This window comes from Pantoea sp. X-Soil-TKNS-1279, from assembly GCF_059730565.1.
On sequence record NZ_AP035948.1, the window covers coordinates 1,066,232 to 1,091,393 of the forward strand.

The following is a 25,162-nucleotide window of genomic DNA, read 5'->3' on the forward strand; positions in this document are numbered from 1 at the left end:
TTGATTCACCGCGCCGGTTTATCGTTTGCGCTACAGTGAAGGGGATAATGCCGCTGCCTCTCACGGGAAAACTTGACGCAGGCGCAGTGAGTTTTGTCCTCCACGGTCAACTCTGACGCAAGAAAAGTGCCAGATGCTCGCTGCGGTCAACTTTGGGTCATCTGCGGTCAAGCAGTCAGGACGACGTCATCCCATGCTGATAACACTGTTGTCATCCCTGGAGCCTGATGAATGAGTGCCAAACAATCCGACACCCTGACAAATGCTGAAATCACCGTGCTGGCGCAACAGGCGCTGGCCTGCTATCCCGCCGCACTTCAGGGCGAGCTGAAATTGCTGTGCCGTTCCGAAAACGCCACTTTCCTGTTGCTGGCGGGAGGGAAACGTTACGCCCTGCGCCTGCATCGTCCTGACTACCACAGCAAAGCTGATATTCTCAGCGAACTGCTGTGGCTGGATGCACTGCGCGAAACCGGCATCATGGTGCCGGAGGCGATCCCGGCCAACGATGGCGAAACCGTGTTGTCCCTGCGCCTGCCCGATGGCGAAATACGCCATGCGGTGCTGTTCCACTGGATCGAGGGCGACATGCCGACCACCGATGTCGATCCCAAAGCCTTCCAGCAGCTCGGTCATATCACTGCCCGCCTGCATCAGCACAGCAAAAACTGGCAGAAACCGCAGGGCTTCCAGCGCATCATTTGGGATCATCACACCATGGTGAGCGAGCAGAGCCACTGGGGACGCTGGCAGGACGCCCCCAACCTCAATCCGGCTGATCATCAGGTGGTGGAACAAGCGATCGCCCGTGTTGGTCAGGAGTTGCAGGGGTTTGGCAAAGGCGCGGATCGTTACGGGTTGATCCATGCCGATCTGCGTTTAACGAATCTGCTGCTGCACAAAGGGGAAACCCGGGTGATCGACTTTGACGATTGCGGTCTGGGTTGGTATTTGCACGATCTGGCGGCAGCGATCAGTTTCGTGGAACACCATCCGCGTGCCGAAGAGTGGGTGGATAACTGGATCCGGGGTTATGAGCGGGTGGGGCATATCAGCGATGCAGAGATGGCGCTGGTGCCGACGCTGCTGATCCAGCGCCGTATCCAGCTTACCGCGTGGATGGGATCCCATGCCGAAACCGAGATGGCGTTGAGTCTTGGGCCACGCTGGGCGGATCATTCGGTACGCCTGTGTCGTCGCTATCTGGAAAACAGTCAGCTGCCGGTCGGGGCCTGATGCACCATCAGTGAGCGTGGCTGCGCCGTCACGGTGCTCGCCACGTTCACTATCTCGTCTGATCATCGTTTTTTCTGCGTTGCCCGCCTGGTACGAAAATTGCTGGATACGGTAATTCGATTCACTCCTGCGTATCCTGTGAGGTCAGCATGAATTCACTGATGAGACAGTCCGAGGCGTTCAGCGCCATATCGGCTCAGGCCAGCGCCAGCAACCGTGGTGTGTTGGCGGCAGCGGCCACCGGTCTGAGCGACTTTATTACCGGCAAAGGCGGCGATGTGGATCGCATCTTTGGCATCAGCGGCATCGATTCCGAGCTGCTCGCCAGTCCGACCCTGAGTCTTGGTCTGGTTAACTATTGCCGCGTGATGGAAGAGGCCGCGCGACATTCCGGTTTTGATAACTTCGGTTTGCACTACGGCAGGCAGTTCAAACCGCAGTCATTAGGCCTGATTGGCTACATCGGACTGTGCTCGCCGACGCTGGAGCAGGCGCTGCATAACGTGGTTAATGCTTTTCCGTGGCATCAGCACGATACCCTGACGCGGTTGGTGGATAAAGGCGACTGCTGGCGGCTTGATTATCAGGTGCGTCACGGGGCGATTTTGTCGCGGCGTCAGGATGCGGAGTTGACGCTCGGCATGTTTCTCAACCTGATTCGTCATGTGGCGGGGAAAAACTGGGCACCGCGTGAGGTGCATTTTGAACATCCGCGCCCGGAGCAGTGGCATGAGCACTGCAAAGTCTTTGATGCCCCGGTCTGGTTCGATCAACCTTTCAACTCGCTGGTGATCCCGAAACGCGATCTGCTGCGTGCAATGCCGGAGCAGGACCCGATGTTACTGATGGTGATGCAGGATGCGATCCGTCGCCTTAACAGCAGCGCCAGCCAGCAGAGCGTGGTGGAGCAGGCGCGCTCGCAGGTCAATCTGTCGCTGATCCAGGGCGAGCCGGTACTGGAAGAGATTGCCGATAAAATGGGCCTGTCGAGCTGGTCGTTGCAGCGTCGTCTGCGCGAGGAGGGCATCAGCTTCAGCGCGCTGGTGGACAAGGTGCGTTGCGAGATGGCAACCCATTACCTGCAACAGAAACAACTGCCGATTTCCGAAATGGCGCTGCTGCTGGGTTATTCCGAGGTGAGCGCCTTTTCCCGCGCCTTCCGCCGTTGGTTCGGCATCAGTCCGCGCCAGTGGCGGCAAGATGGACTGGCAAGCTGACCTGTTGCGGCGCAAAACCAAACCACGCTGGCTGCCCGCGATCGGGCGGCGGCGGTAATCCCTGCGATTGACCAATCAATTGCCAGGCCCGCAGACACAGTGGCTCATCGCCCTGTGTCTGGGTGACGGCATAGCGTCCACTTTTTTCCCACTCCAGTTGCACCAGACAACGCTGGCCCGCATAGTGGCTGGCATCGTGGAAGGCCCGTACCAGTTTTTGCTGCATCTCATCAGCCCATTTGCACGATACACTACCCGGCGCAATTTCAGGCTGACACAAATTTGCTTGTGCATCTTTCTGATCGGATTGAAAATTTTGACAGGCGCTCAACGACACCATCATCGCTATCCCGCCTGCCAGACTCGCCATTTTGTTAATTAAATTCATTCATGTGCCATAGTTTTCGCGAAAGTTCGGATTGCACCCGTTTTTCAGTCTACAGACCGACTCTGCAAATGCTATGGCATTCATCCTGGTGTCGATAAAACCAGAATTTGCCGCACCGTGCGGTTACGGCAATTCCAGTTTGCTGTATCCCAGACCATTCATCTTACGTACCCTGATCTGCACCGGAATACGCTCCTTCATCGCTTCCACATGGCTGATAACGCCAATGGTTTTGCCGCTGGCATTCAACGCATCGAGCGCGTCCAGCGCGGTGTCGAGCGTCTCGGCATCCAGCGTGCCAAAGCCTTCATCAAGGAACAGCGATTCGATGCGGGTTTTGTGGCTGACGAGGTCGGATAACGCCAGTGCCAGCGCCAGGCTGACCAGAAAACTCTCGCCACCGGACAGCGTGCGGGTGTCGCGGGTGGCATCGGCCTGCCAGGTATCCACCACATCCAGTTCCAGCTCATCCGTGGCACGACGCTGCAGCAGATAACGACCATGCAGGCGATCGAGCTGACGGTTCGCCAGCCATACCAGGTGATCAAGGGTTAACCCCTGGGCGAAACGGCGGAATTTGTCACCTTTGGCGGAGCCGATTAACTCGTTAAGTTGGCTCCATTGCACCAGTTCCGCTTCGTGGCTGCTGATTTGCGTCAACAGCGCCTGCTGCTGCTCACGTAGTTGCGTGTCGCTGGACAACTGCTGCTGTGCCTCTCCCTGTTGACGTGCGTTGTCGCGCAGCGCCACGCGCAAATTTTCCAGCCGGGGGCCGATCTCTGCCGCCAGTTCGTCGCTCAGTTCGGCCGGACGTTGTTGCTGGTGGGCAGTGACGCGCTGCGTCAGTTGTTGGCTCAGGGTGATGTGCTGTTGATGCTGTTGTTCCAGCGCCAGTAAACGCTGACGCAGTTGCTCAACGTCGGTAGCATCAAGCAGCGCTGCGCGTAGTGCGGCTTCGTCGGCAAAATCACTGCGCTGCAAAGCGCTGAGGAAATCTCGGGTTGCTGCCTCCAGACGAGCGGTTTGTGCCTGTCGCTGCTGTTCGATTTGCGCGCGTTGGCCGTCCAGGCTGTGCGCGGCGCTTTGCGCCTGCTGCCAGGCCTGTAATTGCTGCGCGACTTCCTGTTCGCATTTGTGTAGCGCCGCCTGGTGCGCCTGACGTTCGGCCTGCACCTGGCGGTCGCCAAACAGTTGCTGCCGACGCTGTTGCTGTTCGCTGCATTGCTGTTGCAAGGTGCTGAACGTTTGTTGCAACGCCGCGAGACGCTGCTGTTCACGCGCAAGATTCTGTTGCAGGTTGTGGTGCTCGCTGTTGGCTTTCGCCAGCTGCGGTTGCAGGGTGGTGAGTAACCGCTCACTCTCCTGCCATTTCTGCCAGCGTAGCTGCAACGCGCTCAACCAGTCTTCACGCGCCTCGCGCGCGGGTAGGGTGAGCTGATGTTGGGTCAGTTGCTGTGCCAGTTGTTGGCTGAGTTGCTGCCACGCAGCCCGCTCGGCTTCGCTACGCTGGTTGAGATCGTTCAGCGTCTGCTGCACGCTGGTAATTTGCTGCTGTGCCAGTTGCTGCTGTTGCAGATGCTCCAGCCATTCCCGTAGCTGATTTTCCTGCTGATCCTGCTCGCGTTGCCAGCGGGTCACATCGTCCTGCTGCTCCAGCGTGAAGGTGAGCGCCAGCTCACCGGTCAAGCTTTGCCACTGCTCACTCAGCGTGCTGAGCTGCTGCCCGATTTCCCTGAGTTCCTGCTGCAACGCCTGCTGTTGCAGCAATGACAGGCGTTGCTGCTCACCTTTGGCGGTGCCGGATTCTTTGAGCTGAGCAACACGAGTTTGCAATGCCGCAAGACGCTGTTGATTCTCGCCAGGTTCCAGTTGGCGATATTGCTCAATGGCTGGATGCTGACAGGAACCACACAGCGGGCAAGGATGATTAGGCTGCAAGCGGGCACGTTCATCGGCCAGTTGAGCGATTGTGCGTTCCTGGTCACATATGGTCTGCACATCAAGCATCGCCTGATTCTCACGCTTCCACTCCTCGCGCAGCGCCTGTAAAACCTGTTCTTCCGCCTGATATTGCCTGGAGAGCGTATCCAGTTTTGCCTGACGTTGTTGTTGCTGTGGCTGGAGTGAACGCCACTGCGTCGTCAACAGGGTTAGTTGCTGACGTGATGCACGTTGCACCTGATGTTGCGCTAACGTATCACGGACCTGATCGATAGCAGGAGGCGCGGCTGGCAGCGCCTGCTGACGGGCAGCGAAAGCTTGCTGGAGCTGGTCAAGCTGCTGTTGTTGCTGCTGTTGCTGATTGCTCAACTGGGTGACGGCTAGCTCGCGTTCATCCAGCCGGGTAATGTCGGATTGCCAGCGCGCCAGATGCTCGCCCCAGGCCGCGACGCTGGCTTCGCGGGTGCGCCATTGTTGCTGCTCATCCCACAGTTGTTGTAAGCGTTCACTCTCCTGTTGTTGCTGGTTGAGTGCGGTGCTGTTTTGCTGCACCAACTGTTGTTGCGCTGTTATCTGGCGCTGCTGGTCGCTGACCTGCTGTTGCAGGGTCGCGATGTGTTGATCAAGTGGGATGACCTGCTCGGTCAGCAGCGTTTCCAGTTGTTGTTGTGCGTGCTGTGCCTGCTCGCGCACCTGTTGGGCCGTGTGGAAGCGTGCTTCGCCTTGCTGCTGAGCATGGATCGCCTGTTGATGCTGCGCTTGCACCTGCTGCATTTGCCGGGCGAGGGCGATATTTTCCTGTTCCAGCTGTGTGCGCTGTTGCAGTTTATCGCGTAATTTTTCCGCCGGTTCGGCGCGCGCCAGCCTCTGACGTTCAGGTTCGGCCTGGTGCCACGCGTTTTCTGCCGCCTGCAACGCCTGTTGCGCCTGCTGCTGTTCGCCAGCCAATTGTTGTGACTGACTCAGCCACTGTTGTTGCTGCTGCGCAGTGGTGAGCTGCTGGTTCAGCGTGACCTCGGCTGCATTGAGTTGTTCCAACTGACTTGCCAGCTCAGCCCGCCGCGTCTCATCCAGCAACGACATTCCTCCGGCGCGGGCGCGCAGCGTGTCGAGATCGGCACGCGCGCTTTTGTAGCGCTCGAAAATCTGGATTGAGATTTGACCGTAGATCTCGGTGCCGGTCAGCTCCTCCAGCAGCTCGGCGCGCTCGCCCGGTTTGGCATTCAAAAAGGCAGCAAATTGCCCCTGCGACAGCATCATTGAGCGGGTAAAGCGGGCGAAATCAAGACCGGATAGGGTTTCGATCAGTTTTAATTTGTCGCCCACTTTGTCGGCAACGATTTGGTTGTCGGCACAGCGTGCCAGTTCAACGCGCGGAGCCTGCAATTTGCCGTCGGCCTGACCACGGGCGCGGTTCTGGCTCCAGAAGGCACGCCAGGCTTCACCCTTGATCTCAAACTCCACCTCGGCGAGGCATTCGGCGGTATCCCGGGTGATCAGTTCGTTCTGGGTTTGCGACAGCACGCCGAGACGTGGCGTCTGGTGATACAGCGCCAGACAGATGGCGTCGAGCAGGGTGGTTTTACCGGCGCCGGTGGCCCCGGTAATGGCAAACAAACCGTTACTGGCAAACGGCTCACGGCGAAAATCGATAAACCATTCTCCGCGCAGGGCGTTGAGGTTTTTAAAACGCAGCGTCAGGATTTTCATGCAGAGGGGTTCTCCAGCGCGGCAAGGGTGGTGCGAAACAGTTGTGTAAGGTGTGCTGCCTGGTCGGCATCCAGATCCTCTTCCAGCGCCAGACGACGCGCAAACACCTCTTCAACCTGCAATTCGCTCAGGGTTTCGTTATCCAGTCGCGCCAGGCTGCGGCTGCGCTGTTCGCGACTGCGGCGTACCAGTAGCACCTCCACCGGTAAGTTTTCCGTCAGTTGCTCCACGCGGCGTTGCAGGTCGCTCAGGTGCTCCTGAGTGGTGATTTCAATATCCAGCCACACCGCCAGGTCGCCCTCTTTTTCTTTGAGCAGCGCCAGTTGCCGTTCGATATCCGCCAGCGATCCTTTCAGCATCTGCATTGGCTGGAACAGCGGGATGGTCAGCGGCGTCACGGCATCAAGGCCGGTGCTGAACTCCAGCAGAAACACGCTCTTGTCGCGGCCCAACTCATCAAAGCTGAGTGGAATGGGCGAACCGCTGTAGCGAATATGATCGCTGTCAGCAATGCGTTGTGCTCGGTGAATATGGCCGAGTGCGATGTAATCCGCCGCAGGGAATGCCTGCGCCGGAAAGGCATCGAGGGTGCCGATGTAGATATCACGCACCGAGTCGCTTTTGGTTACGCCGACGGTGGTGAGATGGCCGGTGGCGATAATCGGCAGTTTGCCCCCGAGTGCTGCGCGCTGCGCCTCTGCGGCGGCAAAGCAGTGCTGATAATGTTGTTCGATGGCTTCCAGCAGCGACAGCTGTTTTTCCCGCCCGGACTGCCCGGCCTGGCTGCGCAAAATATCGCGCGGGCGCAGATAAGGGATGGCGCACAGCAGCGCGCCTGGCGTACCGTCGCGCTGCTTCAGGGTCAGCACCTGCTGCTCGCCCTGCGGCGTAGCGCTGGTGATCACCTGCGTGTTGAGGCAGGCAAGCAGTTCGCGTGATTCATTGAGCGTTGCCACCGAATCGTGGTTCCCTGCCAGAACGATCAACTGGCAGCGGCTGGCCTGCAACGCCACCACGAAGCGGTTAAACATTTCACGCGCATAGCTTGGCGGTGAGCCGGTATCAAACAGGTCACCGGCGATAATCAGCGCATCCACCTGATGCTGGTCAATCTGCTGGCGCAGCCAGTCGAGAAATGCCTGATGTTCAGCAGCGCGACTTTTGCTATAAAAGAACTGGCCCAGATGCCAGTCTGCCGTATGGATGATGCGCATGGATGCTCCCTGCCAGAAAAAGCGATGGGGAATTATAACGACTTCACCACGAAAGCAAAAAAAACGCCTCACGGCTGTCACATTTCTGTTTTTCCACTAAATTTCCAGGGTTGGGTTTTTCATAAAAGTGTCATAAAACTGACGCATAATGACGCCGCAAATCCCAGTGACAGCCGTCATATCAGCAGGAGTAATAATGGCTAAGCGCATTTTGGTTGTGGAAGACGAAGCTCCCATCCGTGAAATGTTATGTTTCGTGCTGGAACAGAACGATTACCAGCCGATTGAGGCGGAAGATTATGACAGCGCAGTAGGGAAGCTCATCGAACCCTGGCCGGATTTGATTTTGCTGGACTGGATGTTACCCGGCGGTAGCGGTATCCAGTTTATCAAGCACCTGAAACGTGAAGCCATGACGCGCGATATTCCGGTGATGATGCTGACGGCGCGTGGCGAAGAAGAAGATCGTGTACGCGGTCTGGAAGTGGGCGCTGACGATTACATCACCAAACCGTTCTCCCCGAAAGAGTTGATGGCGCGTATCAAAGCGGTGATGCGGCGTATTTCGCCGATGGCGGTGGAAGAGGTGATTGAGATGCAGGGACTGAGCCTCGACCCGTCATCACATCGCGTGATGTCCGAAGCCACGCCGCTGGAGATGGGACCGACTGAGTACAAATTGCTGCACTTCTTTATGACGCACCCGGAACGCGTTTACAGCCGCGAACAACTGCTGAACCATGTCTGGGGCACCAATGTGTATGTCGAAGATCGTACTGTCGATGTGCATATCCGTCGTTTACGTAAAGCGCTGGAGGTCTCCGGCCACGATCGCATGGTACAAACCGTACGCGGAACAGGGTATCGTTTCTCTGCTCGCTACTAAACGGAGTCTTTACCGTGCTGGAACGACTCTCCTGGAAGAGATTATTGACCGAACTGGTGCTGGTCTGTCTGCCGGCACTGATTTTAGGTCTGGTATTTGGCTATCTCCCCTGGCTGCTGCTGATCGCGGTCTTGGGTTTGCTGTTGTGGCATTTCTGGAACCTGATGCGACTCTCCCATTGGTTATGGGTTGATCGATCCATGACGCCGCCCGGTGGACGCGCCAGCTGGGAACCGCTGTTTTACGGGCTGTATCAAATGCAGTTGCGTAACCGTCGTCGTCGTCGCGAGCTGGGCAACCTGATCAAACGCTTTCGCAGCGGTGCGGAATCGCTGCCGGATGCGGTGGTGCTGACCACCGAAGAGGGTATCATTTTCTGGTGTAATGGCCTGGCGCAACAGCATCTCGGCCTGCGTTGGCCGGAAGACAATGGTCAGAACATCCTCAACTTGCTGCGCTATCCTGAATTCTCCCGCTATATCCGCCAGCGTGACTTTAATAAGCCGCTGACGTTGGTGCAGAATAATCAACGTCATATGGAGTTTCGCGTGATGCCCTATAGCGAAGGGCAGTGGCTGATGGTGGCGCGTGATGTGACGCAAATGCATCAACTGGAGGGCGCGCGACGTAACTTCTTCGCCAACGTCAGCCATGAGTTGCGTACCCCGCTGACGGTGTTGCAAGGCTATCTGGAGATGATGAACGATTCGGTGATGAACGAACGTTCACGCAGCAAAGCGTTGCAAACCATGACGGAGCAAACACGACGTATGGATAGCCTGGTGAAGCAACTGCTGACGCTGTCGCGCATTGAAGCTGCTCCCGCCCTCGATATGAAAGAGACGGTAGATGTGCCGACCATGCTGTTGCTGCTCCAGCGCGAAGCGGAAACTTTGAGCCAGGGGCGTCATGAGATCCATTTTCACACCGATCCGCATCTCAAAGTGCTGGGTAATGATGAACAGTTGCGCAGCGCCATCTCCAACCTGGTGTATAACGCGGTCAACCATACGCCGGAAGGGACGCGCATTGATATCAGCTGGCTACGTAATAAACAAGGTGCCGAGTTTAAGGTGTGCGATAACGGGCCAGGGATCAGCCCGGAACATCTGCCACGTTTGACCGAACGTTTCTACCGGGTGGATAAAGCGCGTTCGCGCGCTACCGGTGGCAGCGGCCTCGGGCTGGCGATTGTTAAGCATGCCCTCGGTCACCACAACGCCCGGCTGGAAATCACCAGCGTGCCGCATCAGGAAACGTGTTTCAGCTTTATCCTGCCGTCACGGTTGATCGTCGCCAGCCAGATACGGGAGAATGTGGCGCAATAAACGTTCTGATTTCCCCGTAGCGGCGCGATTTATCGCGCGCCGTTCAATTGGAACACCAAAAAACTGTGCGATAAATCGCGCCGCTACGTGGAATTTCTGCATGAAATCGCTGCTGCTGTTCATTTTGCTGTCGTTCTCTGTGCTGGCGCAGGGGCAACAAACCATGCTGGCGGGCAATCTGAGCAGTGTTGGTTCTGATACCCTCGGTTATCTGATGACGTTGTGGGGCGAAGATTTCAGCCGTCAGTCACCGGGGGTGAATGTGCAGGTACAGGCGGCGGGTTCATCAACGGCACCCACTGCGCTGGCGGCGGGTGCTGCTCAGCTTGGCGCGATGAGCCGCCCGATGCAGGTGGATGAGCGCCAACTGTTTATCGCGCGCTATGGCTATCCTCCGCTGGCGGTGCCGGTGGCAATGGATGCGCTGGTGGTGGTGGTCAATCAGGACAATCCGCTGAAGCAAATTGCGCCACAGCAGCTTGATGCGCTGTTTTCAGTAACGCGTCTGTGCGGTGCGCAGCAGGTGCCGCAGCGCTGGGGGGATGTCGGTCTGACCGATCCACATTGGGCCACGCGTAGTATCCAACGTTACGGACGTAACTCCGCGTCCGGCACCTGGGGCTTCTTCAAGCAGCAGGTGCTGTGCAAAGGCGACTTCCGTGCTGATGTGGCGGAGTTTCCCGGATCGGCGGCGGTGGTGCAGGCGGTGGCAGCGACGCCCAACAGCATTGGTTACGCCAGCTTTGGCTTTCATCTCAGTGGGGTGAAGACGCTGCCGGTGGTCACCAATAGCGGTGAAAGCGTGATGCCGGATGCCGATTCTATCCGTAGCGGCCGCTATCCGTGGTCGCGCCCGCTCTATATCTACGTCAATAAAGCGCCCGGGAAACCGTTGCCGCCGTTGGTTTCGGCATTTCTGCATCAGGTGCTGTCACCCCAGGGGCAGCGTCGGGTCAGTGAGGCGGGATATCTGCCGTTGTCTGAGAGTCAGATGGCGCAGGCGCGTGCCGCCATTGAGGAAAATTGAAGAACGAGCATCGCAACATGAATTTTCTTCATGTCACCTGAATTTTCTTCGTTTGCCCAAATCCGTCCAACATGTCACTCTCCTTAGCCATATAGCCATCCAGATGGCTAAAAATAACCAGGTGAAATTATTACCTGACGCAACCATGCGTTTACGGCTTTAGCCAGGAGTGATCATGCAACGAGTAACCGCCCCGTTCCGCGCCGATACCGTCGGCAGTTTTCTGCGTCCCGCCGCTATCAAACAGGCACGCGAGCAGTTTGCTAAGGGTGAAATTGATGCCGCCGCGCTGCGTCAGGTCGAAGATGACGCTATCCGTCATGTGGTGGAGCAGCAGCGTGCCAACGGTCTTAAAGTGGTTACCGATGGTGAATTTCGCCGTGCCTGGTGGCACTTCGACTTCTTTGATGATCTGATTGGCGTCGAGCGTTACGAAGCGGAGCAGGGCATTCAATTTAATGGCGTGCAGACGAAAGCGCGTGGCGTGAAAGTGACCGGCAAAGTGGCGTTTAACCCGAACCACCCGATGCTGGAGCACTTCCGCTTCCTGCAAAGCATTGCCGGTGACGCAGTGCCGAAGATGACCATTCCCAGCCCGAGCGTGCTGCATTTCCGTGGTGGTCGCAAAGTGATCGACGCCAACGTTTACCCGGATCTGAAAGAGTACTTCGCCGATCTGGCTCAAACCTACAAAGATGCCATTCAGGCGTTTTACGCGGCTGGCTGCCGTTATCTGCAACTGGACGATACCGTCTGGGCCTATCTGTGTTCCACCGATCAGCAGCAGCAGATCCGCGAACGTGGTGAAGATCCGCAAGAACTGGCGCGTATCTACGCTCAGGTGCTGAATACTGCGCTGGAAGGTAAACCGGCAGATCTGACCGTCGGCCTGCATGTGTGTCGTGGTAATTTCCGTTCCACCTGGATCTCCGAAGGCGGTTACGAGCCGGTGGCTGAGGTGTTGTTTGGCGGGGTAAATATCGATGCCTTCTTCCTCGAATATGACAACGAGCGCTCTGGTGGTTTCGAGCCACTGCGCTTTATCAAGCCTGGCCATCAGCAGGTGGTACTGGGCCTTATCACCACCAAAACCGGTGAGCTGGAAGACCCGGCCCAGGTGAAGGCACGTTTGCAGGAAGCGGCACAATTCGTCAGCCTGGATCAGATTTGCCTCAGCCCGCAGTGCGGCTTTGCCTCAACAGAAGAGGGCAATAGCCTGAGCGAAGATCAGCAGTGGCAGAAAATCCGCCTGGTGGTCGACATCGCAAATCAGGTGTGGTGATGCTGTAAACTTGTGCAAACAGGCGCGTAAATCGCGCCTTTTGTGCATCTTAAACCTCGGTTATGCGCGGATATCTCCCGCGTTGTGGAAAGTTTAAGCAAATCATCTGATGTGATTTCGAGCTTATCTATATTGATTCACTGCTTTTTATCTGTTTAGTGCTATATCCTTCTGGTTTTCCGATCCCGTATTGCCTTTCTCCGCTATAAACGTTTTACTACGCGCCGTTGTCGATTCTTCCCTCTGTGAACAGAAGAAAAGCAGTCTAAATCACCTGCGCTTTAACTATGTGACGAGCATAACGCACTGGCGTTGATGGATAAGTCGTTGTTTTGGCGCGGTCAGGGGGCAACACAAACTCAACTTTCACCGCAACATCAGCTACAGGCCGTACAGAAGTTTATGACTTATCGTTTAACCCCGAAGGATATCCTCGCGCTGGGCTTTATGACGTTTGCCCTGTTTGTTGGCGCAGGAAACATCATTTTCCCACCGATGGTGGGTATTCAGTCTGGCGAACACGTTTGGATTGCTGCCATTGGTTTCCTGATCACTGCCGTGGGTCTACCGGTGATGACCGTTATCGCGCTGGCGCGCGTTGGCGGCGGTATCGATGCCCTCAGCTCGCCGATTGGTAAAGCCGCCGGTTTGCTGCTGGCTACCGTCTGTTATCTGGCTGTTGGCCCGCTGTTTGCTACACCGCGTACCGCGACCGTGTCATTTGAAGTGGGTATCGCCCCGCTGACCGGTGATGGCGCGCTGCCGCTGTTTATCTACAGCCTGATTTACTTTTCGCTGGTGATCGTGATCTCCCTCTATCCGGGCAAACTGCTGGATACCGTGGGTCACTTCCTCGCACCGCTGAAAATTGTTGCCCTGACGGTGCTGGGTGTTGCCGCGCTGCTGTGGCCTGCGGGTGGCCTTTCCCCGGCGACGGCAGATTATCAACGTGCGGCGTTCTCCAGCGGCTTTGTTAACGGCTATCTGACTATGGATACCTTGGGTGCGCTGGTGTTCGGTATCGTTATCGTTAACGCGGCGCGTTCACGCGGCGTGGAAGATTCCGGCCTGTTGACCCGCTACACCATGCTGGCCGGTATTATTGCCGGTGTGGGGCTGACGCTGGTGTATCTGTGCCTGTTCAAGCTGGGTTCAGACAGTGGCGCGATTGTTGATCAGAACGCCAACGGCGCGGCGATTCTGCACGCTTACGTGCAGCAGACCTTCGGCGGCATGGGCAGCTTCTTCCTTGCGGCACTGATCTTCGTGGCCTGTATGGTGACGGCGGTCGGCCTGACCTGCGCCTGTGCAGAATTTTTTGCGCAATACCTGCCGTTGTCGTATAAAGCGCTGGTCTTTATCCTCGGCCTGTTCTCAATGGTGGTGTCAAACCTGGGTCTGAGCCATCTGATTCAGATTTCCATTCCGGTGCTGACGGCGATTTATCCGCCCTGCATCGTGCTGGTGGTGCTAAGCTTCACCCTGAACTGGTGGAACAAGAGCAGCCGTATTATCGCCCCGGCGATGCTGGTGAGTCTGTTGTTCGGCATTGTCGATGCCATCAAATCCACCAGCTTTAAAGACGCGCTGCCGTTGTTCAGTCAGCACCTGCCTCTGGCCGATCAGGGACTCTCCTGGTTGCCGCCGTCGCTGGTGATGCTGCTGATTGCAGCGGTGGTGGATCGCGTAAAAGGACGCGAACAAGTCGCCGTTCACCAATAAGCGACATTGCTGTTAATTTCGACCACGGGCCTGCCCGTGGTTTTTTCATTTGCAAGGTACTGTAGTTATGCAAGAAACCAATAAGCTCAAACGCGGACTGAGCACGCGCCACATTCGTTTTATGGCACTGGGTTCGGCGATTGGCACCGGGTTGTTTTATGGCTCGGCAGATGCCATCAAAATGGCCGGTCCCAGTGTGCTGCTGGCGTATATCATTGGCGGGGCGGTCGCCTATATCATCATGCGTGCGTTGGGGGAGATGTCGGTCAACAACCCCCAGGCCAGCTCCTTCTCGCGTTATGCGCAGGATTATCTTGGCCCACTGGCGGGGTATATCACCGGCTGGACTTACTGCTTTGAAATTCTGATCGTCGCCATTGCCGATGTCACCGCGTTTGGTATCTACATGGGGGTATGGTTCCCCGAGGTACCGCACTGGATTTGGGTGCTGAGCGTGGTGTTGATTATTGGTGCCATCAACCTGATGAGCGTGAAGGTGTTTGGTGAGGTGGAGTTCTGGTTCTCCTTCTTTAAAGTCGCCACCATCATCATCATGATCATTGCCGGTTTCGGTATGATTTTCTGGGGCATCGGCAATGGCGGGCAGCCAACCGGTATCCATAACCTGTGGACCAACGGCGGGTTCTTTGCCCACGGCGTGGTCGGTATGCTGCTCTCCTTGCAGATGGTGATGTTTGCTTACGGCGGCATCGAGATTATCGGCATCACCGCCGGTGAAGCCAAAGACCCGAGCAAATCTATCCCGCGTGCGATTAATTCCGTGCCGTGGCGTATCCTGGTGTTCTATGTCGGTACGCTGTTTGTGATTATGTCGATCTATCCGTGGAACCAGGTGGGTACAGCGGGCAGCCCCTTTGTCCTGACCTTCCAGCATCTCGGTATTGCCGCAGCGGCCTCGATCCTCAACTTTGTGGTGCTGACGGCGTCCTTGTCGGCTATCAACAGCGACGTGTTCGGTGTGGGACGTATGCTGCACGGTATGGCGCAGCAGGGACATGCACCGAAGATGTTTATGAAGGTGTCCGAGCGTGGTATTCCGTGGGTTACGGTACTGGTGATGATGGTGGCGATGCTGGTCGCGGTTTACCTTAACTACCTGATGCCGGAAAAAGTGTTCCTGGTGATTGCCTCCCTCGCCACCTTTGCCACCGTGTGGGTGTGGATCATGATTTTACTGTCGCAGATTGCCTTCCGCCGCAAAATTGGTAAGCAGGAAGCCGGGAAGCTGCAATTTGCTCTGCCGGGTGGCAGCACCACGGCATGGGTTGGGGTGCTATTCCTGGCCTTCATTATCGCGTTGATCGGTTACTTCCCGGATACGCGCGTGTCGTTGTATGTCGGATTTGCGTGGATTGTGCTGTTGCTGCTGGCCTGGCCATTGGTGAAACGTAACAAGTAAAAATCGCAAACATTTGTAGCGGCGCGATTTATCGCGCTGTTGTTTTTTTGTCCCCTGAAGGCATTGCGCGATAAATTGCGCCGCTACAATAACTTGCGAATAATTACCAGCTCTTGCCTAACGCTATCTCACCACCATAAGGGCTAAGGTGGTTGTTGTCGTAATACAGTGGCAGACCACCGTTGGCGAACATGCAACCGTGGTCATTACAAAGCTTGTCACGCAAAGACAGCACCCGTACCCCTGATGCCTGATAACTTTGCAAGAGTTCATCCACAGCGGCTTTCGGGTACTGGAACAGTTTGGTGCGCGCGGTGGGTAAGGGCGGCGTATCCCAGCGGCCCAGCCAGTCACTTAACTCGCGACGGATCGGGATATTGCGATTGTTGCTGTAACGCAACGGATCGATATCCAGCGATGGAGCGTCTTCGATGATGGTGATTTTTTTCCCCGCCTTGCGCAGTGCAGCAATCACGTTATCCATGCCGAATTTCAGCGCTTCCAGATTGTCCTTCTCAGGGTTTGCCAGTTCACGGAAGCCTGCTCCGGGCAGGATACTCATGCCGGATGCCCAGAAGGCGCTGATCACCACTTCATCAATCTTGTCACTCAGCACCATCTTCAGTACCTCGCGATTAAAATCGACGCATTGTTGTGCGTGTGTCGGCACCTGGCTCACCACACGCGTTACGCCTACCAGAAACGGGCAGGAGGCTTTGGTGAGCTGGAATAAGGGCTTGTGCTGACGCAGGGCATACGCGGCCACTGTGGCGCGCAGCGCCGCAGCGTGGCTGTCGCCGATTAACGCGATACCGGGTTGGTCAGTAACCGGGTGGCACTGCGCATCGGACGACGGGAAATTGGCACCATAATCCAGCAGGCAGGGATTGCGCTGCGCTGAAATCTTCCAGGATTCGCCGTTGACCACCAACTCGCTGACACGGTATTTCATCCCACCGGTTTGCCACACCACCAGCATGGCACCGGCAGCCACCAGCGACGAGGCGCAGTAAACCGGGATCACCAGGCGAGTGCCACGCTGGGGATGACGGAAAGGTTGTTCGACAAAGCGCCATGACAGCCAGGCAATCAGTAAGGCAAGGGCGCTGATCATCAGACCCTGCCACGCGGTCAGGGGATGATCGCTAAAGATCCGCGCCAGACTGAGCAATGGCCAGTGCCACAGGTACCAGGAGTAGGAGACGGTGCCGATAAAACGCATCACGCGGTTTTCCAGCAGCAACTGGTTCAGGCGGCCACGCGCGCCTATCATCAGGCAACCTGCCGCGACCGGCAATATCGCCAGCCAGCCGGGGAAGTCGTCATCGCGCGTCAGGACCGTGGCGCTGACAACGATCAACAGCCAGCCCAGCAGATTGCACAGGTTGGCGGCGCGTCCGTTGATGGGTTGTGGTTGCCACAGCGCCAGCAGCACGCCGGCCCCCAATTCCCAGGCGCGGGTGGGGAGCAGGTAGAAGGCATGGGTGCTGTCAGTGGGTGTCAGCCACAGGCAGGCGGCCAGTGAAGCGATGCTGATGACTAAAATCACCCCAGCCATCGAGCGCTTGAAACGTGCCGCCAGCAGCAGGATAAAGGGGAGCACCACGTAGAACTGTTCTTCGATACCGAGCGACCAGGTCATCAGCAGCGGGTTTAAATCAGAATCGCTGCTGAAGTAGTCACCGCTTTTCATCAGCAGCATATTAGGCACGGAGATAAACACCGCCACGCTGTATTTTGCCAGTTGGCTGAATTCAAGTGGTGACAGCAGGATATAGCCGAGCAGCAGCAATATGGCCATCATAAAAAACAATGCAGGCGCGATACGACGAATACGCCGTAAATAGAATTGATAAAAGGAGAAGCGCCCAGCGGAGATTTCCCGACTGATAATGCCACCGATTAAAAAACCGGAAATAACAAAGAAAATATCAACACCGATAAAGCCACCCGGCAGAAAGCTGACACCGGAATGGAACACCACCACTGACAGAATGGCGACAGCGCGCAGGCCGTCAATATCCGCGCGATAACGGAAGCTGTCCGATTTGGTCATAATACCGCCCGTTGATTTTTTAATTACCTGACGCAGATGGCGCAAAAAAAATAAATCGGCGACTCCTTGTCGCCGAAAAACAAGGGTAAAAAATAATGAATCAAGGGATGATTGACGTTGACAGGTTAACCCGAGGTTAAGGGAATACGAACGCCTGACGGGAAATATAGAAAATCCTCAGAAGAGGCTGACAAATAGCTAACGAAATCTTAATGGTTGTATTTTGTTCAGATAAGCCACAGGCACAGCGGCGCGATTTATCGCGCGCCCGTTAGGTCACCACTAATCCGTGAAAAACCGCGCGATAAATCGGACCGCTACGGATAATTGACGGGAATAATGGCCTGCTTATCCAGCGCCTGGCGGAAGGAATCCAGGGTGGATTGATAAGGACATAAGGTGCCGACTTCCGTCACTCTACAGTTTTTCTCATGCCACTCCTGACGCAGTAACGGATGACGATCATCCACCGGCGTTAAATGTCGCAGGTCATCGAGGCTTTGTGCCTGGAAATAGATACGCACGAAACGTTGTCCGCTTTGTGTATCGCGCCAGCGTTCAAACACCAGGCTGCTGCCGGGCGGGACATTGCCGCGCGAATATCCCGGGAGCTGCCAACTGAAGTTCATCAGGGTGCGCACCCGCGCGATATTGGTATCGTGCGCCACCAGCAGTAACCAGCGGGTATCCGGTGAGCTATTGCCGTCGCGGTTGATGCCTTGTTCCAGCCCTTTTATCACCGCATCCAGCAAGATCGAACCACGGCGTTGCGCCATGTAGGGGACATCGTTGCTGAGGTCATAGCTGGCGGTCAGAATCGGCAACAAGGCGCTGATCTGAGCGGAAGAGGTGATATTGCCCCAGGCCAGTTGGTTTAACGGCAGGTTTTCGCTCCAGCCAAGGCGCAGCGTTTCGACCATGCTGGCCAGCACGCTCAGCCCTTGTACCCAGGTATGGCCTGATTTGGTTTCTTTTAATTGCCACGGACGGGTGAATGCCGTGCAGTCGCTACCGGGGGCGCATACTGCCTGCCTGAGTTGTTGGATGGCGGGCTGGAGTTGCTGTTGCAGCGCGGCTAAATCACCGGCTTTGGCGACCAGTGCGGTGCGTTCTTTGGTCGGGTCAAGCTGGGCAAATGGCTCCTTTTCGCTCTGGAACAGCGGATCGATATCGCCATCCACATGATGAATTGCCACGCCACAGCCAGGAAAGGCACCATCCACCAACGCTTCAGCGGTGGCGCGCGTGCGTTGCAATGGACTGGCGCGTACGTAAATATCCGCACCAGTCGGGCATCCAGGGGTGAGCAGGCCCAGTTGACGGTAATGCTCACCTTCCCAACGACCTTTGTTAACCACCGCGGCGTAGCCGTGACCGGTCAGCTCACCATCGTGGGTGGTCCATTGGGTCCAGGGGCGTTGTGTGGCGGCTTCGATCTCTTTGCGGTTACCTGGGGTCGGTGGCCGCACGCCGTGTCGGCTGATTTCGACCACCTTTTCCAGTTGATAGTGTTCCGCCGCCTGGCTATTGCCGAACAACAACCACAGAAAACTTGCCAGCAGCAGGCGTACTGACAGAGAGCATCGAACGGACATCCGCGCATCCTTTTATTACAAGGGGAAAGAGGCAGGCAGCATCGCTTTTAATTGTGGATAAAGCGTCGCATTGGCGAGCAGTACCGGATTACCGTTCTTCAGCCCGTCATTGTGCAGATAATCATTGGTGACGCCACCCGCTTCACGCATTAGCACGATGCCGGGCAGGCCATCCCACGGATTCATATGCGCTTCGTAATAGCCAATCAAACGCCCGGCGGCTGCCCAGGCGCTCATCAATGCGCCCGAACCGGTGCGTATGAACATGCCACCCTGGTGCAGCAGTGCGGAGATAAAGCTGGTGAGCGGTTCAGCGGGCTGGCTGTTAGAGCTGCTGATGCCCAGTACGCCCTGATTAAGCTGTTGGGCGCTGTGGGCCTGAATCCGTTTGTCGTTAACCCAGGCACCTTTGCCACGGCAGGCGTGGAACAGCTCGTGATGATTGGGATCGCACACCACGCCAATTACCGCCTCATCTTCACACACGATAGCCAGCGATACGCACCAGTTATGCAGACCGTTAATGAAGCTGCTGGTGCCGTCAATCGGATCAACCACCCAGACAAAACGGGCACCCTGGGTATCGCCGCCACTCTCCTCACCCAACACCGCATCATCCGGAAAACGCTCGGTGATCATGTACTTAATCAGTTGTTCGACATTACGATCAGCTTCGCTGACCACATCCTGTGGGTCCTTCTTGTGTTCGACCACCAGTTGCTGACGTTGCTGATACCAGGAGAAGGCGCGGCTGGCAGCGGCGGTGGCGACATCACGAGCAAAGTGGTAACGCGCGTCAAGTTCAGTAAGTGATGCTGATGACATCTTTCCCTCTTATGATTTATACCCTTCTTGTTTCAAGCCCCATTCAGGGGATAGGGAAGGGTGACAGGCGAAATGACTGTGTGATCCAGGTAACGAAATATAAGAAAGGCTTCATTAAGCCGCAGATGTTTGCGGCTGGCAAGAGGGGAGAGGATTCAGAATATGTTACAGCTGCTGCGTACGTGCCAGTTCCATCAGTCGCGGATAAAGCTGGAAGAATTGTTGCTCGAGTGCGGCATAATTTTCGACGAAATCCTGATACGAATCGCGTAACGCGGCGAGACGTGGACGACGCATCGCCATGCCATTCAGCACGCGCGCCAGACGGGTGGGTTCAGCGTAATGTTCCAGCCAGCGCTCGCGCCACATTATCGCGTTCAACTCGACAAAGCCTTCCGGTGTACCCGACAACTGCGGCGTAATTTCCCGCTCTGCCGCCGCGGAAAAAGCGGCCAGTGACTGGGCAGGATGGAACTGATCCCAGTGCCGTGCAAGGAAATGGTCCCAGATGACATCGAGGGTGATTGGTGCCACGCGGCGGGTTTCGGCGCGGAACCATTGCCGTGCTTCGCGTACTTCCGGCAGGCTATCAGTCAGGCTATCGAGACGTCGATGCAGCAAAATGCCGTCGGCAATCGGAGTTGACCATTGCTGATGGGGGTTGCCGCGTACAAAGTCGGCCATTAAGTTGCCAAGCAGCGAGCTGTCAGCCAACTGGGCCAGATGGAGGTGAGCGAGAAAGTTCATGCCGCATTATAGGCAGAATCAACGAGGCGCAGCCAGTTGTTCAGAATTGGTCGCTTTTCCGCTAAACTATGCCGCCTGTTTTTAGTCCTGAAGAAGTTGAGCATGCGTGTAGCGGATTTTTCTTTTGAATTGCCGGAATCTTTGATCGCCCATTACCCCCAGGCGCAGCGAAGTGGTTGCCGTCTGTTGTCGCTGGATGGCCCAAGCGGTGCGCTGAGTCACGGCGTGTTTACCGATGTGCTGGAGAAGCTCAATCCGGGCGACCTGCTGGTATTCAATAATACCCGCGTTATCCCGGCGCGCGTTTATGGCCGTAAAGCCAGTGGCGGTAAAATCGAGATGCTGGTGGAGCGCATGCTGGACGACAAACGTGTGCTGGCGCATGTTCGGGCGTCAAAAGCACCGAAGCCGGGTGCAGAATTGCTGCTGGGCGATGACGAAAGTGTCAAAGCGACGATGGTGGCGCGTCACGATACGTTGTTTGAAATTGCGTTCGAAGATGACCGTGCGGTGCTGGATATTCTTAACAGCGTCGGCCATATGCCATTGCCGCCGTACATCGATCGCCCGGACGAAGAAGCTGACCGCGAGTTGTACCAGACGGTGTACAGCGCTCGCCCCGGCGCGGTTGCTGCGCCGACGGCCGGTTTGCACTTCGACGCTCCGCTGTTGCAGGCGTTAAAGGTGAAAGGCGTCGAGATGGCCTTTGTCACGCTGCACGTAGGGGCCGGGACCTTCCAGCCGGTGCGTGTGGAGAGTATTGAAGATCACACCATGCACTCCGAATACGCCGAAGTGCCGCAAGAGGTGGTGGATGCGGTGCTGGCCTGTAAAGCACGCGGCAATAAAGTGGTGGCGGTAGGGACGACCTCGGTACGCTCGCTGGAGAGCGCCGCGCAGGCAAGTAAAGACGCGCTGATTGCACCGTTCTTCGATGATACCCAGATTTTTATCTATCCCGGCTATCAGTATCAGGTGATCGATGCCTTGATCACCAATTTCCACCTGCCGGAATCGACCCTGATTATGTTGGTGTCGGCGTTTGCCGGTTATCAGCACACTATGGCGGCCTATCAGGCGGCGGTGGCTGAGCAGTACCGTTTCTTTAGCTACGGGGATGCCATGTTCATTACCCGTAATGTGAATGCACCTGACGAGAGCGTTGGGTCTTAAACGTCAGACTGTTTCTCTGATGAGGTCAATGTGAAATTTGAGTTAGACACAACTGACGGGCGCGCACGCCGTGGCCGTCTGATTTTTGATCGCGGCGTGGTGGAAACCCCGGCATTTATGCCTGTGGGCACCTACGGCACCGTCAAAGGCATGACGCCGGAAGAAGTGCAGGATACCGGTGCACAAATCATCCTCGGCAACACTTTCCATCTGTGGCTGCGTCCGGGCCAGGAGATCATGAAGTTGCATGGCGATCTGCATGATTTCATGCAGTGGAAAGGACCAATCCTGACCGATTCGGGAGGTTTCCAGGTGTTTAGCCTCGGTGATATCCGTAAGATCACCGAATCGGGTGTGCATTTCCGTAACCCGATCAATGGCGATCCGATTTTCCTCGATCCGGAAAAATCGATGGAAATTCAGTTCGATCTTGGCTCCGACATCGTGATGATTTTCGACGAATGTACGCCTTATCCGGCGGACTGGGACTACGCGAAGCGTTCAATGGAAATGTCGTTGCGCTGGGCGAAACGTAGCCGTGACCGTTTTGATTCACTCGGTAACAAAAATGCGCTGTTTGGCATCATTCAGGGCAGTGTTTACGAAGATTTACGTGATGTCTCCGTGAAAGGTCTGGTAGAGATTGGCTTTGATGGGTACGCTGTGGGCGGCCTGGCGGTGGGTGAACCGAAAGAGGACATGCACCGCATCCTGGAGCACGTCTGTCCGCAAATTCCGCACGACAAACCGCGTTATTTGATGGGCGTTGGCAAGCCGGAAGATCTGGTGGAAGGCGTCCGTCGCGGTATCGATATGTTTGACTGCGTTATGCCGACGCGCAACGCGCGTAACGGTCACCTGTTTGTCACCGATGGTGTGGTGAAAATCCGTAATGCGAAGCATAAAGATGACACCTCGCCACTGGATGCAGAGTGTGATTGTTACACCTGTCGCAATTACAGCCGTGCCTACTTGCATCATCTCGACCGCTGTAACGAAATACTGGGCGCGCGTCTCAATACCATCCACAATCTGCGCTATTACCAGCGTCTGATGGCGGGTTTACGCCAGGCCATCGAAGAGGGTAAATTAGAGCACTTTGTTAGCGAGTTCTACCAACGGACGGGCAAAGCGGTTCCGCCGTTAAACGTCTGATAATTCATCAATGAGGGAAATTTAATGAGCTTTTTCATTTCTGACGCTGTGGCTGCAGCAGGCGCACCGTCGCAGGGAAGTCCTTATTCTCTGGTGATCATGCTGGTGGTCTTTGGTCTGATCTTTTACTTCATGATTCTGCGTCCGCAGCAGAAGCGTTCCAAAGAGCACAAGAAGTTGATGGATTCCATCTCCAAAGGAGATGAAGTGCTGACCAATGGTGGTCTGGTAGGTCGCGTGACTAAAGTTGCTGAAACCGGCTACATCGCTATCGCCCTGAACGACACCACTGAAGTAGTGATTAAACGTGATTTCGTGGCTGCCGTTCTGCCGAAAGGCACCATGAAGGCGCTGTAATTTTTTCTTCCCGAAGGAAACTGCCGTGTTAAACCGTTATCCTTTGTGGAAGTACATCATGCTGGTCGTCGTGATTCTCGTCGGCCTGCTCTATGCGCTTCCCAACCTTTATGGTGAGGATCCGGCCGTTCAAATCACTGGTGCGCGCGGTGGCGCCGCCAGTGAGCAAACGTTGGATCAGATCCAGTCTGTTTTACAAAAAGATAATATCCAGAGCAAATCCCTCGTTCTGGAAAATGGCGCGATTCTTGCGCGCTTTGCGAACACGGATGTGCAGCTGCGCGCCCGTGAAGCGATTACGAATGTCCTTGGCGAGAACTACGTTGTAGCACTTAACCTGGCACCGGCTACGCCGCGCTGGTTGAGTATGCTGGCCGCAGAACCGATGAAGCTCGGCCTTGACCTGCGTGGCGGTGTTCACTTCCTGATGGAAGTCGACATGGATACCGCGCTGAGCAAATTGCAGGAACAGAATGCAGATGGTCTGCGCAGCGACCTGCGCGACAAAGGCATTCCCTACGTTAACGTGAATAAAATCGCTAACTATGGCGTGGAAATCCGTTTCCGTGACGGCACCAGCCGTGATGCGGCCATCAGCTATCTGTCTCCACGTCATCAGGATCTGGTGATCTCCAGCCAGGGCAGCGATACCCTGCGCGCGGTGATGACCGATGCACGCCTGAGTGAAGCACGCGAATATGCGGTGCAGCAGAACATCAATATCCTGCGTAACCGTGTTAACCAGCTTGGCGTCGCTGAACCGCTGGTACAGCGTCAGGGTTCTGACCGCATCGTGGTTGAACTGCCAGGTATTCAGGATACTGCTCGCGCCAAAGAGATTCTGGGTGCTACGGCAACCCTCGAATTCCGTCTGGTGAACACCACGGTTGATCCGAGTGCGGCGGCCAGTGGTCGTGTGCCGGGTGATTCTGAAGTGAAAATGACGCGTGAAGGCCAGCCGGTGGTGCTGTACAAGCGCGTGATTCTGACCGGTGACCATATCACCGATTCCACGTCCAGCATGGATGAGTACAACCAGCCGCAGGTGAACATTTCACTGGATGGCGCGGGCGGTAACATCATGTCTAACTTCACCAAGGACAATATCGGTAAACCGATGGCGACCCTGTTTGTGGAGTACAAGGACAGCGGCAAGAAAGATGCCAATGGCCGTGCGATTCTGGTGAAACAGGAAGAAGTGATTAACGTGGCGAACATTCAGTCGCGCCTCGGCAACAGCTTCCGTATCACCGGTATCAGCAACCCGAACGAAGCCCGTCAGCTGTCGCTGCTGCTGCGTGCCGGTGCGTTGATTGCGCCAATTCAGATTGTGGAAGAGCGTACCATCGGCCCAACTATGGGTCAGCAGAACATCACGCAGGGTCTCGAAGCCTGTCTGTGGGGTCTGATCGCTTCCATCATCTTTATGGTGGTGTTCTATAAGAAATTTGGTCTGATCGCGACCAGCGCACTGCTGTGCAACCTGGTGTTGATCGTCGGCATCATGTCACTGCTGCCAGGTGCGACACTCACCATGCCGGGTATTGCCGGTATCGTGTTGACGCTGGCGGTGGCGGTGGATGCGAACGTACTGATTAACGAACGTATTAAAGAAGAGTTGCGCAACGGTCGTTCCGTGCAGCAGGCGATTCATGAAGGCTACAAAGGTGCCTTCTCCAGTATCGTCGACGCTAACGTTACGACGCTGATTAAAGTCATCATTCTTTATGCGGTCGGTACCGGTTCAATCAAAGGTTTTGCGATTACCACCGCTATCGGTATCGCGACCTCCATGTTTACCGCTATCGTCGGCACCCGTGCCATCGTTAACCTGGTGTACGGCGGCAAACGCATCAACAAGCTGTCTATCTAAGGAGTGCGTT

19 protein-coding genes are annotated in these 25,162 nt (G+C 56.0%); 12 read left to right on the forward strand and 7 right to left on the reverse strand.

Features of this window, described 5'->3' with window-relative positions:
• The first annotated feature begins 231 nt into the window (after window positions 1–231).
• Window positions 232–1,236 (forward strand): phosphotransferase enzyme family protein, encoded by a 1,005-nt coding sequence (locus AC6I8N_RS04855; protein WP_497830157.1) that lies wholly within the window; start codon window positions 232–234, stop codon window positions 1,234–1,236.
• Window positions 1,237–1,397: 161 nt separating this feature from the next.
• Entirely contained in the window at window positions 1,398–2,453 is a 1,056-nt protein-coding gene (gene qhpR, locus AC6I8N_RS04860; RefSeq protein WP_021185883.1) for an AraC-like transcriptional regulator QhpR, read from the forward strand.
• On the opposite strand, the gene AC6I8N_RS04865 is transcribed toward qhpR, so the two are convergent.
• From AC6I8N_RS04865 to sbcD, 3 genes are all read right to left on the reverse strand, one after another.
• A complete protein-coding gene (locus AC6I8N_RS04865; protein ID WP_021185882.1) occupies window positions 2,413–2,841 on the reverse strand; it encodes a cell envelope integrity TolA C-terminal domain-containing protein in 429 nt (142 codons plus the stop codon). The genes qhpR and AC6I8N_RS04865 overlap by 41 nt on opposite strands.
• 123 nt (window positions 2,842–2,964) lie before the next feature.
• Entirely contained in the window at window positions 2,965–6,492 is a 3,528-nt protein-coding gene (locus AC6I8N_RS04870) for an AAA family ATPase (RefSeq protein ID WP_497830158.1), read from the reverse strand.
• A complete protein-coding gene (sbcD, locus tag AC6I8N_RS04875) occupies window positions 6,489–7,706 on the reverse strand; it encodes an exonuclease subunit SbcD (RefSeq protein ID WP_497830159.1) in 1,218 nt (405 codons plus the stop codon). Before sbcD ends, AC6I8N_RS04870 begins: the two co-directional genes overlap by 4 nt.
• 196 nt (window positions 7,707–7,902) lie before the next feature.
• Between sbcD and phoB the strand changes: the two genes are divergently transcribed.
• The 6 genes from phoB (at window position 7,903) to proY (ending at window position 15,371) form a co-directional block, all read left to right on the forward strand.
• Window positions 7,903–8,592: a phosphate response regulator transcription factor PhoB gene (gene phoB, locus AC6I8N_RS04880; RefSeq protein ID WP_021185878.1), complete on the forward strand. Its 690-nt coding sequence runs from the start codon at window positions 7,903–7,905 to the stop codon at window positions 8,590–8,592.
• 14 nt (window positions 8,593–8,606) lie between these two features.
• Entirely contained in the window at window positions 8,607–9,920 is a 1,314-nt protein-coding gene (gene phoR, locus AC6I8N_RS04885; RefSeq protein WP_497830160.1) for a phosphate regulon sensor histidine kinase PhoR, read from the forward strand.
• Window positions 9,921–10,020: 100 nt separating this feature from the next.
• Window positions 10,021–10,947 (forward strand): PstS family phosphate ABC transporter substrate-binding protein, encoded by a 927-nt coding sequence (locus AC6I8N_RS04890; RefSeq protein WP_021185876.1) that lies wholly within the window; start codon window positions 10,021–10,023, stop codon window positions 10,945–10,947.
• A 175-nt stretch (window positions 10,948–11,122) separates the two neighbouring features.
• Window positions 11,123–12,229 carry a cobalamin-independent methionine synthase II family protein gene (locus AC6I8N_RS04895; protein WP_208724945.1) on the forward strand — a complete coding sequence of 369 codons (1,107 nt, stop codon included), beginning with the start codon at window positions 11,123–11,125 and terminating at the stop codon, window positions 12,227–12,229.
• Window positions 12,230–12,631: 402 nt separating this feature from the next.
• On the forward strand, window positions 12,632–13,951 hold the full coding sequence (brnQ, locus tag AC6I8N_RS04900; protein WP_497830161.1) for a branched-chain amino acid transport system II carrier protein: 1,320 nt from the start codon (window positions 12,632–12,634) through the stop codon (window positions 13,949–13,951).
• 67 nt (window positions 13,952–14,018) lie between these two features.
• Window positions 14,019–15,371 carry a proline-specific permease ProY gene (proY, locus tag AC6I8N_RS04905; protein ID WP_497830162.1) on the forward strand — a complete coding sequence of 451 codons (1,353 nt, stop codon included), beginning with the start codon at window positions 14,019–14,021 and terminating at the stop codon, window positions 15,369–15,371.
• A 103-nt stretch (window positions 15,372–15,474) separates the two neighbouring features.
• Here the strand turns inward: proY and AC6I8N_RS04910 are convergent, their stop codons facing one another.
• From AC6I8N_RS04910 to AC6I8N_RS04925, 4 genes are all read right to left on the reverse strand, one after another.
• Window positions 15,475–17,427 (reverse strand): acyltransferase family protein, encoded by a 1,953-nt coding sequence (locus tag AC6I8N_RS04910; RefSeq protein ID WP_497830163.1) that lies wholly within the window; start codon window positions 17,425–17,427, stop codon window positions 15,475–15,477.
• Between the two features lie 317 nt (window positions 17,428–17,744).
• Window positions 17,745–19,022, reverse strand: a complete 1,278-nt coding sequence (locus AC6I8N_RS04915; protein WP_497830164.1) for a histidine-type phosphatase — start codon at window positions 19,020–19,022, stop codon at window positions 17,745–17,747.
• A gap of 15 nt (window positions 19,023–19,037) precedes the next feature.
• Window positions 19,038–19,847: an inositol monophosphatase family protein gene (locus tag AC6I8N_RS04920; RefSeq protein ID WP_021185870.1), complete on the reverse strand. Its 810-nt coding sequence runs from the start codon at window positions 19,845–19,847 to the stop codon at window positions 19,038–19,040.
• A gap of 165 nt (window positions 19,848–20,012) precedes the next feature.
• Entirely contained in the window at window positions 20,013–20,594 is a 582-nt protein-coding gene (locus AC6I8N_RS04925) for an ACP phosphodiesterase (RefSeq protein WP_208724949.1), read from the reverse strand.
• Window positions 20,595–20,696: 102 nt separating this feature from the next.
• Between AC6I8N_RS04925 and queA the strand changes: the two genes are divergently transcribed.
• Genes queA through secD form a run of 4 tightly spaced genes read left to right on the forward strand, consistent with a single transcriptional unit; the run spans window position 20,697 to window position 25,152 of the window.
• Window positions 20,697–21,767, forward strand: a complete 1,071-nt coding sequence (queA, locus tag AC6I8N_RS04930; RefSeq protein WP_497830165.1) for a tRNA preQ1(34) S-adenosylmethionine ribosyltransferase-isomerase QueA — start codon at window positions 20,697–20,699, stop codon at window positions 21,765–21,767.
• A gap of 30 nt (window positions 21,768–21,797) precedes the next feature.
• Window positions 21,798–22,922 (forward strand): tRNA guanosine(34) transglycosylase Tgt, encoded by a 1,125-nt coding sequence (gene tgt, locus AC6I8N_RS04935; RefSeq protein WP_013508102.1) that lies wholly within the window; start codon window positions 21,798–21,800, stop codon window positions 22,920–22,922.
• Between the two features lie 24 nt (window positions 22,923–22,946).
• Complete coding sequence (gene yajC / locus AC6I8N_RS04940) at window positions 22,947–23,279, forward strand: preprotein translocase subunit YajC (protein WP_013508103.1); 333 nt, start codon at window positions 22,947–22,949, stop codon at window positions 23,277–23,279.
• A 25-nt stretch (window positions 23,280–23,304) separates the two neighbouring features.
• Window positions 23,305–25,152, forward strand: coding sequence for a protein translocase subunit SecD (gene secD / locus AC6I8N_RS04945; protein WP_021185867.1), 1,848 nt, complete (start codon window positions 23,305–23,307; stop codon window positions 25,150–25,152).
• Window positions 25,153–25,162 lie beyond the last annotated feature (10 nt).